Source organism: bacterium, from assembly GCA_039961635.1.
GTDB lineage: Bacteria > 4484-113 > 4484-113 > JAGGVC01 > JAGGVC01 > JABRWB01.
Genome location: JABRWB010000014.1, coordinates 18,579 through 33,522 on the forward strand (window position 1 = coordinate 18,579; position 14,944 = coordinate 33,522).

Annotated in this window: 10 protein-coding genes; 1 reads left to right on the forward strand and 9 read right to left on the reverse strand. The window is 53.9% G+C overall.

All coding sequences use genetic code 11. The features are described from left to right. Positions 1-35 precede the first annotated feature (35 nt). Positions 36-875 (reverse strand): hypothetical protein, encoded by an 840-nt coding sequence (locus tag HRF49_02620; protein ID MEP0813544.1) that lies wholly within the window; start codon positions 873-875, stop codon positions 36-38. Then, positions 875-1,459, reverse strand: coding sequence for a sigma-70 family RNA polymerase sigma factor (locus tag HRF49_02625; protein ID MEP0813545.1), 585 nt, complete (start codon positions 1,457-1,459; stop codon positions 875-877). Before HRF49_02625 ends, HRF49_02620 begins: the two co-directional genes overlap by 1 nt. Before the next feature lie 103 nt (positions 1,460-1,562). Here HRF49_02625 and HRF49_02630 point away from each other — a divergent pair, with 103 nt between their 5' ends. After that, positions 1,563-3,290 (forward strand): fibronectin/fibrinogen-binding protein, encoded by a 1,728-nt coding sequence (locus tag HRF49_02630; protein ID MEP0813546.1) that lies wholly within the window; start codon positions 1,563-1,565, stop codon positions 3,288-3,290. Positions 3,291-3,292: 2 nt separating this feature from the next. Here the strand turns inward: HRF49_02630 and HRF49_02635 are convergent, their stop codons facing one another. The 7 genes from HRF49_02635 to nadC form a co-directional block, all read right to left on the reverse strand. Next, positions 3,293-4,633, reverse strand: coding sequence for a hypothetical protein (locus HRF49_02635; protein ID MEP0813547.1), 1,341 nt, complete (start codon positions 4,631-4,633; stop codon positions 3,293-3,295). Positions 4,634-4,654: 21 nt separating this feature from the next. Continuing rightward, the gene (locus HRF49_02640; GenBank protein ID MEP0813548.1) at positions 4,655-5,575 is read right to left on the reverse strand and encodes a DUF2837 family protein; all 921 of its coding nucleotides are present in this window, start codon (positions 5,573-5,575) and stop codon (positions 4,655-4,657) included. A 53-nt stretch (positions 5,576-5,628) separates the two neighbouring features. Next, positions 5,629-7,923, reverse strand: coding sequence for a 5'-nucleotidase C-terminal domain-containing protein (locus tag HRF49_02645; GenBank protein MEP0813549.1), 2,295 nt, complete (start codon positions 7,921-7,923; stop codon positions 5,629-5,631). Positions 7,924-8,033: 110 nt separating this feature from the next. Beyond that, positions 8,034-10,205: a hypothetical protein gene (locus HRF49_02650; GenBank protein ID MEP0813550.1), complete on the reverse strand. Its 2,172-nt coding sequence runs from the start codon at positions 10,203-10,205 to the stop codon at positions 8,034-8,036. Between the two features lie 53 nt (positions 10,206-10,258). Then, positions 10,259-13,129 (reverse strand): PKD domain-containing protein, encoded by a 2,871-nt coding sequence (locus HRF49_02655; protein MEP0813551.1) that lies wholly within the window; start codon positions 13,127-13,129, stop codon positions 10,259-10,261. Between the two features lie 156 nt (positions 13,130-13,285). After that, positions 13,286-14,050, reverse strand: a complete 765-nt coding sequence (locus HRF49_02660) for a type III pantothenate kinase (protein MEP0813552.1) — start codon at positions 14,048-14,050, stop codon at positions 13,286-13,288. A gap of 36 nt (positions 14,051-14,086) precedes the next feature. Further along, positions 14,087-14,917 carry a carboxylating nicotinate-nucleotide diphosphorylase gene (gene nadC, locus HRF49_02665; protein MEP0813553.1) on the reverse strand — a complete coding sequence of 277 codons (831 nt, stop codon included), beginning with the start codon at positions 14,915-14,917 and terminating at the stop codon, positions 14,087-14,089. Positions 14,918-14,944: the final 27 nt, after the last annotated feature.

The following is a 14,944-nucleotide window of genomic DNA, read 5'->3' on the forward strand; positions in this document are numbered from 1 at the left end:
AAAGGTTTTGCGGAATGCCGCTTATTGGGAGCCGATCACCGTGATTCAAACGACTTAAACCTAATATCCACAGCAATGTTGCCCGCCTCTTGGATATTGTTTGTGGCGGACATAAAAATGGTTGGCGGAATCACGCCTTCTTGGCGTGCCATGAAATCGCGGAATCTATCGTATTTGGAACTCGGAATTACGAGATGGACTTCCGTAGGAAGGCTTCCGGCAAACCTAAGCAGATTTTGCTGTCCCGGCAGTGAAGCGCCGCCAGGAGGATTTACCGTAGCGCCGTCAAAAATGGTTGTCTGATTGAAAAACGGCGCGACGACATCACGAACCGCTTCGCCGCTGGCGTAGCTGGAAAGAACACGTGAGAAAAATTCCTCAGGTGCAACCCCAACAACCTCGAACAACACTTTTTGTCTGGCGCTGGCTTCAAGAATCTGGTTTTTAACCCCTCCTGAAACACCCGGAGAAGCAAGGCGGTTTTGCGGCCCAACAGTCCTTTCAACGCTTACGATATATTTTTCAGTCCGATCAAGCCAATTGACCAATCCAGTAATTCCAAGGGCAATCCCGCCGAAAAGGAAAGACACCAAGATAACGGAGAGCGTTACCGTCGCATAGTTCAGCCGGTAATTGCGCTTAACCGGGATAAGCTCCTTGTCAACACGGCGCAAAAGGTGGCTTTTGAAGTTATCGTTAAGGATTTCGACCTTGGGAAGGCGCTGGAGATAGTTCTTTATCCTGCGCTGGAACATTACTTCAGCTCTTAAGGCTGCATCCGATTTTAAACGCTCCTCAAATTCCGCGCGCTTGGCAGGCTCCAGCCTGTCGTCCAGGTATGCACTGATCAACTGCCACCATTCGTTTCCGACCACTAAATCTTCACCTTATCCCTGATCATGGACCTTGCGCGGCTGATGCGGCTTTTTACGGTCCCTATTGATATACCCAAAATCGCCGAAATCTCTTCGTAGGAAAGCTCGTTCACTTCCCGCATTATGAGGATATCCCTGTAAATGTGGGGCAATTTGCGGAGCTCCTCGATAATGCTCTGGGCAACCTGCCTGTGTTCGAATAGGACTTGCGGATTGCTGGCCACATCAGGCTGGTTCTCAATCACGTCCACGGACTTTTCCTCGTCCCGCTCGACCGGAACGAAGAAAAGCTTGGCCAGCATCGAACGTCGCCTTGCGTAGCTGCGGCAATAGTTGAGGACGATTTTGTATATCCAGCTCTCAAAAGAGGCTTCGCCCCGGTACTTGCGGATGAACCTGAATACACGCAGGAAGATCTCCTGGGCGATGTCCTCAATATCGTCCACATTGCCCAAATGCTGGTAGACGAGGTTGAACACGTACTTTTGGTAGCGGGTGATAAGCTCGTCGAACGCGCCCAAGTCTCCGAGCTGACACCTGGCTATCAGCTCGTTCATTTCGGTCGCGTTGAAGCGGTTATCCACAGAGATAACTACCAAAGACATCTGCCGGTGTTTAGACCCTCTGTCGCAGGATTTGTTCCCGACCGGTCCCCTCATCCGGCCCATTGGATTGTATCATGGGTTCGTGGATGTCTTCGAGTTTAAGGCTGTTATCGATGCACTGGCCCAAGATTGGACGGGCGCTCGCGTCCTTGATGTAAATTCTTTCGGAAGATATCTTTTCGGAGTCAATCTATCCGCTCAAAGATGCTCCATTTGGTTCTTGTTTTCAACCAGCAGTGGACATCCGGGAGTGGGATTCTGCAGCGAGTTGCCGGCGCAGTTTAGCGAAGCGAAGACAGAAAGCAATTTCGGGGAAGTTATGAGAAGCCATCTGGCAAACTCGCTTCTAACCGGCGCGTTCAGGCCTCCTGGCGAACGCCGCGTAGAACTGGTATTCAATCGAATGCAAAAATTTGACAAATCGGTCGAAAGGGTGATTGTCATCGAGATAATGGGACGGCACAGCGGCGCTTTTCTACTGTCCGACAAAAGGATCGTACTCGGTTCAGCGAAGCTTTTTAATGCAACTTCCAGCAGGTTCCGGACGATTTCGGTCGGAAAGCCCTATATAGAACCGCCGCCGCTCTCAAAGCTTTCTCCGGAGCTGCTTACTTGGGGAGACTGGAGTAATATCGCCAGCCAAATCTCCACTGAAAGCCGGGACAAACCTCTTGTCGAAGCGCTTTTGGAGCGGTTTACGGGGCTGACGCGCGAGTCTGCAAATCGTATTTTGCAAATTGCGGGCCTTAATCCGGGCGAATCAAAGGCGAATCTGGTGTCGGAGGGATCAACCGCGGAAAGCTTGTTCGGCGCTTTCGAATCGCTCCGGAATCCGGAAACCCTGGAGGCCGTGCTTGGGGTTGCGGAAGCAGCCGGTGCCCTGCCGGAGCATTTTGCACAAAGGCTGTTTTTCCTGGTGAATGCAGTAAGGGATTCAGTTCCCTCTATTCGGATGGGGAAGGACGCGAAATCAAGGAAGCTGGAAAGACTTCGCGAGGAACTTGCAAAGGCATCCAAGTGGAGGTGCCTTGAAACGGTGGCGGCGCTGTTTTACGAGGGTGCTGGCCGGAATTCCGGGGTGTCGCCTTCGAGGCATGACATTGCAAAGCTGTATTCGCAGGCGGAAACCAAAGCAAAACTACTTGGATGCCTTCGCGAGATGGAAAAACTGATCGGGACGATGTTGGCGTCAAGGGACAAAATGCCTTCGCCGGGCGCCATTGCCTCCAGGCTCGCTGCAGGGGCGGCGCGATATCAAAGGGCCATACCGGAACTTGAAAAGCGGATAGCGGCGCTTGAATCCGGCGATGATTTGAAAAATCGAATCACGAGCAAGCAAAATGCCGAGATCCGGGAAACCACTGCTCCCGAAAGCACCCTGGCAGCGCTTCGTGGACTCGGAATTCGTCATAGGCTGTACTTTGCCGACGACGGAACGCCTATTGTGCTTGGGCTTTCCGCGCGGTCAAACGACGCGCTTTACAGAAAATTCGGCTCAACACCGAACTGGTTTTTTCATGTCAGGGATGCGGCGGGAAGCTGGGTGATCGCTTTGACGGGTAAAGCGCCCCTTTCGGATTGCGCCAAGCGCGATGCGGCGATTATCGCGGCAGCCAACAGCAAGCTGAAGGGCGACAACACCGTGGAAGTGTCCTACACTCAAATGAAAAATCTCAGAAAGCCGAAAGGGCTGGGAACGGGCAAGGTATTGATTGCCAAGGAAAAAACAATTGCGGTTAAGCCCGCGGATTTGGCGAAAATAAAAGACAGGGATAATCAGCCTGCCCCTTTTAGGACTAAAAAAGATTGAGTCTAGTTCCCATACAAAACCTGCACCCAATGAAGCCTCATTCCATTTGGTGACCAGACCTCGCTCCTGCCGCTGCCGTCGTAATTCACCGACCAGACTTTGCCGTTTTCCTGGAAGATCACAAGTTTGGAGCGAATGTCGAGGTCGTAAAAACCTTTGCCCGATTCCTGCTTGAATCTGACGACTTTTTCTGCGGCTTCCGGCCCCAACGTGCGGCCGCTGTCCAAATCGGAAAGTGAAATCTTGTGCACCTGATAATAGAAATCCGGCCTGCGCCGCTCCTCTGCGCTTCCGCTTTGCGAATACTCCGCCTCAAGCGTAACATAAAACATTAGACCGTTCAGCCTGTCTATTCTCGGCCTTCTGACATGCTTTTGCAATTCAAGTGCGGTTCTGTAAATTTCGTTAGGCTCGTGAAATACGCGAATTACATTGCCGAGGTCGTTTCGAGCAAGGTCATCCGCAATGAGTGCGACATCGCCGCTTGGAAGCCGGATAAGAAACCGCGGCTCGTCCGCGAGAGGAATTTCGGCCTTAACCTCCCCGTCGTTGTCGAATACAAGCAGTTGATTGGTTCGGCCGACTAGCGCGACCCAGGTTTCGTCTTGCCCGAACAGGACATCCCGCAGGATCGTCCTCACGGGAACGGATTTGAGACCTGTCCAATTCCGTGAACCTGCTTCAGTATCGAAAATGGAATGGCGCACAGTTCTTGGATATCCTGTGGCTATCAGTGTTTGAGGCACAGTAACGAAAGTAAAAAACACCCGGTCGTCGGAATCCCCCCATATACCGATTTTGCCGAAATTTGCTGAAAGAATTTCCCCGGGCAATCCGCTTGATAAGACCTTGATTTTTCGCTCCGGGCCGTCCAATACGCATAAATCTGAAGGAATTTTGCCCGGAAACAAAATCCGCCACAAAAACCGGGATGGAACATCGGCGTCTTCGAGATAAACCAGCCTGGTCTTTGCTGAATTAACCGAGGCGATGTTTTCAACGGCAAGATCGGCAATTTTCAAAGCTTCCTTCGATTCCGGTGAAAAAGCGACAAGTGAGCTTTTGGTTCCCTTTTCGAAAGCGACACCAAGAAACACGCGTCCTCTGTTCAACATCGGTTCGAGATTCCTGACAATTCCGGCTCGGGCATAGGACTTGGTCAGGTGAATATAAAGCATGACGAATAGCGACAAAGCTGTCGCAACTGCAGCGACAGTGATCAACACCGCGATCTGCCCTTTGACAGCTTTCGAAAACCTGCGCGTCTTTTTTTCACGCTTTTCGCGCGTGGTCAGAACGGCGGACGGGGATGGCGGCCCGGAAGGACTCGATTTGGTCTCCACGTATCAATGATAACCGACGGACTAGATTGCCGGAGTTCCGGAGCCTGAAAACGCATGCACCACCTTGGCAGCCCAGCCGACGTACTCCGCCATCGGAACCAGAAAAAGCTGCGCAAGCAATGTACCTGCAATTTTCGTCCATATCAGGTAAAAGTTCATCACCTTGATATCGGTCTCCGGACGCTTGCCCAGAATGCATTGATCGGTTATAAGCGCGGCTGTCGGATCGACAAGCATAAAAAGCAGGAAAGTCGCTATGCCGTTTACCAGCCCGGACAGAGTCGCGGCGGTGGCGCGGAATTCGGGGAGCATCGCGCCCGCAAGCAACGACGAAAGCACTCCGATGGTATAAAACGTAGTGACGAACAGGTGCCAGAAAAGGAATCCTTTGGGTATCCGGCGCCAGTCCATGTATTTTTGGAAATGCTCGCGACCTGGAAGCTTGAGGCGGAGCAGATTGACGGGATTGAAAATCATCGCGGCGGCGCGGGCCATGCTCTTGCGCTGTTCGAAATCAAGAATCACCGCCGAAAAAATCCGCTGAAACGTCGGCGTCAAAAACGCGCCGATCATCGCTCCGAAAGTATAGGCAAGAACGAGCATCCGGAACTTGGGCAACACGATGTCGAATGCAGTGATTTCGTTGGCCGTTTCAAGTAACGGCCCGGCACCCTGCGCCGCTACCTGGTTCACCGCGCTGTCAATCATCCCGCCGACGAAAGGCGCCTGAATCATGTTCGACATGCGGGAGAAAACCATCAGAATATTGAAAAGCGAAAGCGCAATTGCAAGGCGTTTGGTCAGAACACCGGCCACGCGAATGGACAGGTTGAGCGTGTCAACAACGCTCATCAGGCCGAGCAGTACAAAAACAAACAAAACCACGCCGTCGACGCTGAACAGACTTAAAAGCGCGTCGAAGAAATGGATTATCGAATCCAATCGGCGTCCCTCCGAATCACTCTATCTGCTTCGGACCAATAGGACTCCATGGACTAAAACCAGCCGCTCCCGCCAGAGCCGCTTTCTTCGGAGCCGCCGTCACCCGATTCGCCTTCTTCGCCGCCGTCAGCTTCTTCCGAACCACTCTCGCCTTCCGGAGGGCTTGCCTCCTCCGAGGGAGCGCCTGCTTCAGGTTGTTCTTCGGCAGCGGCGGAAGGCGCAGTTGTCAAGGCTGGAGCCGCGCCGATGGCCTGTGGATGCCATTCAAGCAAGCTGGTGAATCCGAGCGTTTTGCCTTGCGTATAAAGGAATTCTCCTTCGAACTTATACAGTTTCTTGCCGGCCTGGACGCCGCTGTTTTCCGAGCCGTCCCAGAATGCGTTGAAATAAAGCGATTCGCCGGGAAGCAGTGTAAGTGAGTCCACCTCGTTTTTCCAGTACCTTCGGGCAGCCCAATTCCAGACCAGGCGGTTTTCCTCCTTGACGCGGAAGTCCACGCGTTGGAAAGTTTTGAAGTTTATCAGTTTGTTGATGTCCCCGACGTTTGTAACCGTCAACCTGAACTCGTACAACTGCGCACCGCCGGACTCCCTTGGAAGCACGGCGAATGCATAGTGAAGATTATCCTCCGTGAGTTCCGCCACTCCAAGATAAATTTCCTCGACCATAACGGGCTGCCCGGAAGACCCCTCGGGAGCAACGTCTTCGAGGTTCACGATTTCGCCCTCCAGAGGAACTTCCGGTGCGGCCTCAATGGGCTCCGCCGCTTCCGGCTCTGTGTCCGTTTCCTCGGGAATGTAAACTTCAGTTGTTTCCGGCTGCTCGGTCAAAAAGTAAATTCTGCCGTCAGCAGCAAACGATGCGTTGGAATGCTGCCGCAGATACGCTTCGACCGCGTCGCGCAAAGAAACGCCGGTGTAGACAAGCGGCTTTTTGTCTTGAAAAACGCCGTATCCGTCGCCTCCGCTCGCGATGTAATCCGTCGTAACAACAGTGTATGAGGAGTCGGGCAGGAGATTAACGCCCCGAACCGCTGCTTCATACGCCCTGCCCCCAAATATCCCGAATGACAATCCAGAAACAAGCGGAAAACCGGGCCTGCCTATTTTCGATGCGCCTTGATCCAAAAGCCTTTGAATTTCGGCACCAGTTAACTCGAAGCTGACCAGAACGTGATCGAAGGGAAACGCGCTGTAAACGTCTCCGACGGTTACAGGGCCGCCCGGCAGCGAGGCGCGCACGCTTGCCGCGGAAAGAAATGCGATGTCCGTACCGGCGAATTCCCGCGCGATTTCAGCGCACAAGTTCCCAAGTTCGGTTTCGGTTGCACGTATCTTGAGGTCGGAGTAGTCTTTATCCAGCTCGCAAATGACGACGCCGAGTTTGGAATCGAGCTTCTTTTCGTAGTCGCGAAGGATTTTCAGGATATCTGTGTTATCCACCCACTTCCCGTCCATCGGGATGAGCGTTTCGTCGAAATAACGTATTTTGTATCCAGACTCCTTTTCACCCTCAAAGGTGCATTTAAGCATCCCAACTTTTTTGCCCCATTTTCCGGCATGTACGATCAGCGTGTCTCCCACGAGCATCGGAACTTCAAGCTCGGTGCCATCCATCCCGCCTACCACAATGTCGATGTCGGGACATTCGACGGCGAGCTGGATGTCCGCGGCGATTCCCTGATGGGTCAAGGCTATTATCACGTCGCACTTTGCAGAAAGTTCGGCAATTAGGGATTTTGCGGTCGCTATGGGGTCATCAAACGAAATACCTTCGATCAAATTCGGATTAATCCGATCCGCCGCCTGCCCGGAAATAAGTCCGAACACGCCGAGCCTCAATCCGCCGCGCTCGATTATCGCATAGGCCTTTCCAACAAGTTCCCCGGAATCAGCGCGTTTTGCGTTTGCACATAACATTGGAAACTCTGCTTGCGCCATTCTGTCTTTCAGCACTTCCTGCCCGAAGCCAAATTCCCGCAGCCCCAGAGCCATGGCGTCGTACTTGAGGCGGTTCATCATTTCGATGTCGACGAAGCCCTGGTATAAGTTCGAAAGCGGCGTACCGCCCAAAGCTCCGCCGCTATCCAAAAGAACCCAATTGAGCTTCTTCGCCTGACGCTTCGTCGTAATGAACATATGGCGCTTGGGGATGCCGCCAACCGGCTTGCCGGTGGTGCCCAATTGCGCGTAGGCAGGATCATCCAGGGTGAAGGGCAGCAAGTGTCCTTCGGTGTCCCCGGTATGAAGAAAGACGAAGTTGTATATCTCCGCACTGGCGGGCCTGGATAGCCCGAAAATCAAGACGGAGACCGCAAAAATCGCTAAAAACGGCCAAAACTTGCGCATGGCTCCTCCCCGCGGCAACAAAAAGCTTGCCAACAACTTACCAACAGAGGCAAGACGAGTTTAGCACAATCGGATACGACAATCCTGCCCATACGCCGGATCAGCCGCAGCTAATCCCGCGCTCTCGATATCGCCAGGCACTTCCCCGATAAATCGTCTACTACAGCCGAAACCGCGGCCAGCACCTGACGCTCGGTTACGAAGCTCGATAGATCCAGAATCCCTGTTGGCGACAGAACGTACATTTCTGGAATCATCTCTCCTGAATCCGTAAACTTCGTGCTCTCGGCAATCAGCTTTCGTACCACAGGCACAATATCGTCCGCGCTGCAAGGTTGCCAGTTTGCGCCCGACTTGACCAGCAGCGAGCGGCCCATCCTGTCAAGGCAAACCAGGATTTCCGAGTTGCGGATCGATAATCCTGGCGACCTTGAGGACACTTTGAATGCCACCGACATACCGGAATCAAAAACCGTTTCAACGCTTTCGGAGCCATTTCCCGCCAAGGCGGCCGCGCGATCCGCCAGCTCCGACGCGGACATCACCCTCTCCATTTCCTCAAAGCGCAAAGTCCCCTCCGCTTCCACGCGCAACACCTTCATTTTCGGATCGTATTCGAAAGAGCACCGCATCTGATCGGGGGGCACGCCGGCTCGGCCCAGCTCGGATCGAGCAAGCGATTTCAGTTTTGAAAAATCCTCTTCGGACGGATTGTCCGCAAAAACCTCGTGAGTAAAGGTGGATACGGCAACAGCAACGCCGATGGCGGAAATCGATTCGGGATGCTCTACCACCTCATACGGCCTCCCCAGCGCCTCTGCGACGCCTTCGATAATCGAATTCACGCCTCCGCCACCGCCTACAATGCGAAGCTCTTGTATTCTTGCCTGGTAATCTTTGGCAAGCTCGCGGACCGCGGCAACTACGCGTTCGCGGCATTCCGCTATCATTTTTTCTGCAATGTTTTTGGCAGGAACACGCTTTTCGCGCGCAACGGCCTCGAAGGCTGTAAATACAAGTCCACCTGCGCTGTACGCGGGATCGCTTTCAGGAATAAGGCCGAGAAAATTAGCGGCATCTGTTAAAGTTATCCCGTACAAGTTTCCGTTTATTTCGGCTGTCGCATATTTACACCCGCTCTTTTCCGCCAGCTTTTTGGGCGTCGAGCCGAATCCGATTTTCAGCAAATCGGCGCGGTTCACGTCTTCCGGTGAAGGGAAAGACAGATATTTCAGCCCTGCTATATGTGCACTGCGCGGCCCGCATCGCGCGCGCCCGCGCTTGTCGAACCAAAGGAGCGAGCCACCACCAGCCGCGACCGTCCGTAGGTCAAGCGAACGCGTATGCAATATATGCCCGCCCACGCGCGCGGGCTGCTTGCGCACTTTTCCGGCAAGAATCAGGCTTATGTCCGTCGAAGTGCCCCCGACCTCCAAAAACACCCCGTCGCTGATCTTGGCGACATGCAACGCGGCGCTTGCTCCCGCGGCGGGTCCGCTTAGAATACAAGAGAGCGGGCGCTTTTCCATTTCTTGCGCGTCCATCACGCCGCCCTCGCTTTTCATCACCATCAGCTTCTTTCCGGGCATCAGCCTATCAACGGCTTCTCTTGTGTAACGCGCTGTTTCAACCGTTCTGGGGATCATCGCCGCGTTTACCACCGCAGTCTTCGCCCTGAGCTTCACACCCAGCCTGCCCGATAATTCGGAAGCCCTGACCACAGCCTTTCCAGAGGAAATACCTTCCTTTTCAAACTCCGCCAGAATGTCAAGCTCAAGCTCGCCTGTAGGATCTTCCGTTCCTCTGGATTCCACAATGGCAAGGGATGGAACTTCCGCGAACAATCTTAATAATCCAATAGAGGTTTCAGCCCAAAGTGGCAGCTCTGAATCCTTGATCAGTTTTACAATCATCGGGATTGAGCTGCCTTCGCCCAGTTCGATCGCTGACTCCCCAAACAGTCTTTTTGCAAATCCGATGTGGGCTTCGGGCACAATCACCGTCAGTCCGACGGGCGCTACATCCCCCTCGAGGATCGAATTGGTCGCCTGGGTTGTGGAATGGGCAATCAAGTCAACTTGCTCAATCGAGATTCCTGTGCGCTCTATGAGCAATTCGAGAACCCTGACGACTCCTTCGGAAACTCCCAGCTTTGCCTGGTGAGTCGTCGGCACCATCGCGGAGCCGACAAGCCTTCTGTCCTTGTCCAGCACGACGCCGTGTGTGAATGTTCCGCCAACATCCACGCCGATTCTATATTTTGCCTCGCCAGACGATGTCAATCGCGTTATCCAGTGGCCAATGAACTGACTAACAAACTAGCATTGCATCGATCCTAACGTGCGCTCGCAATCGAAAATTCGGGTCCGGCTTTCGCGATAAAAACCGGCAACGGATTCGGCACCGTTGCGTCTATAAGGAACAAGCCGGTCGATTCCACCGCATCATCGCCCGTTTTAAGCGTCGAATAGACGACAAGCGAATTTCCAGACGGCAAAAGCGCAACACGTTCCGCGGAGATGCCGGTTGCCTCGGTGAAGTCTGCCATTTCAAGGTGACCTTCATCGGTACGCTTGGCAACCATAATCCTATTCTGACTTCCGGAAACTCCTTCAATCCAAGCTGCAAAATGACCGTCTTTCGAAAGTGTGAGCGAGGACTTCACGGCAGCCGAGCCGCTCACTTGCTCGACGCCCGAGTCTCCAGCCAATTCCATCAAAGCCCGTTTGGAGGTGACAAACAAAATTACGTTGCCGTCACCGCTGATGGCTGCATCCTGTACGTCGCTTGCAAGCTCGCTCGGCTTGCCCCATCTTCCAGATTCCGCATCAAAGTCAAGTCGAATTAAGGAGGCGGTTTTTTCCTGTCCTTTCCGGCATGCAAGCAGAATCGAATCACCAACATCCGTAATCGCGAGAAGGTCCGCCGAGCATTCCTCCGGGGTCAAATCTACTAGCCCGCTTTTGGATGAATACACGTACACCGACTTGGAAGTTTCCTTTTCCACGGAAACAAAAACCGGATTTCCGAACCTGGGAACAGCGACCCCGACCGCCTTCCCCTCTGCGGGAACAAATGAAAACGATTCCAGGCCGGTCCAAGTTTCGATAACCGCAACTCCGCCTTCTGTAAGGTATCCCGCGTATGCACCATCCGGACTTAAATACAAACCCGCGCCTGTCGGTGCATGAATTGAGATCGGAAGCCTGTATCCCTGCTCTCCAGAAGCATCCAACATCCATATCTCTGCGACGCTTTCGTTTTCTCCACGGATCGAGCACAAAACAGGATTGCGCAGCTCCTCCGCCCTTGGAAGCACCACTACCTGGATTGGTTCCGAAACCGCACGCGTTTCACCGGAAACGGCCGTTACCGTAACGTTGTAAGTTCCCTCTGCAGGAAAAATGTGCGATGGCGACGCCTCCGAAGAAGTTGCGCCATCCCCGAAATCCCAGGTGTATTCAGCAGGCTGATTGAGACCGTTCGCGATACAAACCGGAGCGAACGCCAGCGGAGCTAATCCTTTCACCGTGCGATCGCCTTGGATCGCAACTGTTGGAACGCTTCCCACGGGAAGATAAAGGGTTTCGGAGCGCCTTTCCCCGGATTCTACGATTTCCGCCTTCACTTCAAAAACGCCCTCTTTTGCAAACTCATGCTTTGGCGAAGGCTCCGAGCTTTTAAATCCATCCCCGAAGTCCCAGGAGACAAGCGCGTCGCTTCCGGTTCCCTTTACCATGAACGAAAATACTAGCGGGTTTTCCTTGGACTGACTGGGAACAAGCCCGAATCTACCAAAGCGGGCGGAGAAATAGTCGCGGGCGGTTTCCCTGCCTTCAAGCGACGCCCCGCCTTCTGCTGCACGAGCAGTTACCAAGACGAAAGCGGTTCCGGTCGCCATATCCGCATCCGTAACTATAATGCGTGCCAGGTAAAGCCCCGGACGCTCGTAAGTGTGGGTTACCTTTGCGCCGCTACCCGGCTCGATTGGAGCATCCGCTGGTTCGTCCCCGAATTCCAGCTTCCATTTGAAAGGCTCGCGCCCATTCTTCACCTTAATCGTGTAATCGACCGCAAACGGGGCGTCGCCCGATTCGGCACTCGGAACAAGCGACACCTTTAGCGGAAGTTGGTACTTGGGCTCAAGTCCATAGCTTTGGAGATTCACGGTAAGCTGGCGCGCCAGCTCTTGGCCTGACTCGTCGGCGAGATAGACGTTGACCTTGTACTTCCCTTCCTTTTCGAACTTGTACGACGGATTCATAATTTCGGCGGTTTTGCCTTCGCCGAAATCCCAAAGCACACGGTACGGTGACATGCCGCCCACCGCACTCGCTGCGAAATTGAGCGTAATCGGCACCTTCCCGCCGGGAGGATTAACGGAAACGTTGATTCCGAGCTTGTCAGGAGTCTTTGGAGGAAAAAGCATATCAATTTCAATCGGCTGGGTCGCGAACGCAACATTAGGCTTGAGACCGTTATCGGTCACCTTCAATATAGTTGTGTAAACGCCAACCTTGGGAAATAGGTACGAAGCCGCGGGAGAAGTCGGGCTGGAATAATCGAACACACCATCGCCGTCAAAGTCCCAGTCGTACCGCACTATCTTTCCATCGGTATCGCTGGACGCGGCGGCATCGTATTCAACCCTTTGCCTGCCGTCTTCGAGAGCGATCGTGGCGAACGTGAAGGAAGCATCTGGCGGCGCGTTGACTTTCGCCCGGCTCGTGCTTTTGACGACCAGCGCCACCTCCGACAGGTAATCCAGCGGAGCGCTTACGGTTAAATTGTCGGCGTCGACGATGCTTCCGCCGATTTCCCTCCATACGCCTTCGACCAAAATTCCCACCACCAGGTCTTCCGCTTCGAATCCCGAAAGATTGCCCGGATCGTATTTGATTTTTATCAGCGCGGGTTTTTCAAATATGAAGCCGGTCGGAAAAAGCTGGTGATGCGTCTCTTTTATGGCCTGACCATGTTGCTCCTGAGGGAATTTAACCGTAACGTACTGCTTGGAGCGAAGCGCTCCGCGGGGAACGATGAGCTCGCAATTTCCGAATGCCAGCCGGCCGCCGTTTTCGCCGATGTAATCGCTTTTTTCGACCGGAGTTTTGGGCGGAGCTTCTACATCCTTTTCCTTCGGCGCGCGGCTTTCCGTGCGATCTGCGGGCGCGCCCGGCAGGCCGAGCCCTTCACAGCCGGCCACAGCCAAAACAAAAATCGTTGCGAGTAGTAACGCGGCGCAAAAACAGCGCAAACGCGGCATCGAAGCCTCCTTGCCAAAGGCTGCCAATTCTACCAGAAGGCGCGCCTCGCGTTGTTAAGACGGACGCGGAGAAACCGTTATTCAATTCGAAACCATTTAATTGTTCATCTCGTACAGCAGTCGAAGCCCATCCAGCGTCAAATGCGGCTCGATGTGACCAATCAGTTCGCTGTGCTGAAACACCTTTTCGGCCAGTCCGCCGGTTGCAACAACTCCGGTTTCCGTTCCTATCGCGTTCCAAGCGCGCCTTATAAGCCCGTCCACAAGAGACACGTAACCGTAAAAGGTTCCTGACAAAATTGAATCCACGGTGTTCCGGCCAACGACCTGTTCCGGGGCGCGCAAACTGACATTCGGCAGCCGCGCCGCGCGCGCGGTAAGCGCGTCGAGCGCAAGCTGCACTCCGGGAGCGATCATGCCGCCAAGATATACATTCGGCTTAAGACAAACATCCAACGTAGTCGCCGTGCCGAAATCGACGGCGATAAGGGGTGCGCCGAACTTGGCCAAACCGGCCACACAATTTAAAATCCTGTCCGCGCCGACCTCCCGCGGATTTTCGTACTGGATATCCAAGCCGGTTTTCATTCCCGGGCCTACCACCATCGCTGCGACTCCCGTAGCCCTTTTCCAAACGTCTTCCCAGACGCCGGTGAGCGCCGGAACAACCGAGCCGATTATCGCGTCCGAAATCTCTGATGCGTCAATTTTCTGAAGCGCAAATAAACTAAGCACATAAGCAGCATATTCGTCCGACGTCCTATGGGTGGCGCTGACAACGCGCCAGGTACCCAAAAGATCGCTCCCGTCGTACACGCCGACAACCGTATGTGTGTTGCCGATATCGGTCACTACCAACATGTGGCACCTCCGGTACGAGATTATAGGGCATTTGGGCTAGTGGAAATCCAGCGCGAGGTTCAGCGGCCGGGCGCTTTGCGTGATTTCGCTGGAAGAAACGTAATCAACGCCGGTTTCGGCGTATTCCCGAATGTTGGAAGCGTTTATGCCGCCCGATGCTTCAAGCACAACACGGCCGCGTGCAATCTCCACGCCCTTTTTGACGTCGGCGGGAGACATATTATCCAGCATCACCCAATCCGCACCGAGCTCGATTGCAGTTTCAAGGTCCGCGAGCGATTCGATTTCGACCTCAAGCTTGTACACGGGAGAGGAGCCGTCACGCGCCGCTTCAAGCGCCTTTCTTAGCCCGCCGGCAGCCCGAATATGATTGTCTTTGACCAAAACGTGATCGTACAGCCCCATCCTGTGGTTCACCCCTCCCCCGTGAAGAACCGCGCGCTTTTCCCACTTGCGCCAAAGCGGAGTCGTTTTTCGTGTGTCCAGTATTTCTGTTTCAGTGTCGGAAATCAGATCGGCGAGTTGGCGCGTGCGCGTAGCGACGCCGCACATCCTTGACAACAAATTCAGTGCAAGCCTTTCGCCTGTCAGTATCGTTTTCGGATCGCCTCGCAAATCCGCGATTGTCGCACCGGAATCGAACCTGGCACCGTCTGCAGATCTGAATCTAACCTCGACAACTCCGGGAAGTGCTGAATAGACAAAGTGTACCAGTTGGCTTCCCGAAAGCACTCCCGACTCGCGCGCGACCAGGGACGCCGAAGCCTCGCGAGCCGATACTACCGACGAAATCGCTTCCGTTGTTATGTCGCCCGTTCCGATGTCTTCTGCAAGCGCTAGTTTAATCAATTCAAGGTCATTAAGCATAAACTGGCTTCCTCAAGCAAGTTAACG

Excerpts from the sequence above, each read along its gene's own strand:
- HRF49_02645 (MEP0813549.1), bottom strand. The coding sequence starts at position 7,923 with ATGCGCAAGTTTTGGCCGTTTTTAGCGATTTTTGCGGTCTCCGTCTTG.
- HRF49_02660 (MEP0813552.1), bottom strand. The coding sequence starts at position 14,050 with ATGTTGGTAGTGACCGATATCGGCAACACACATACGGTTGTCGGCGTG.
- nadC (MEP0813553.1), bottom strand. The coding sequence starts at position 14,917 with ATGCTTAATGACCTTGAATTGATTAAACTAGCGCTTGCAGAAGACATC.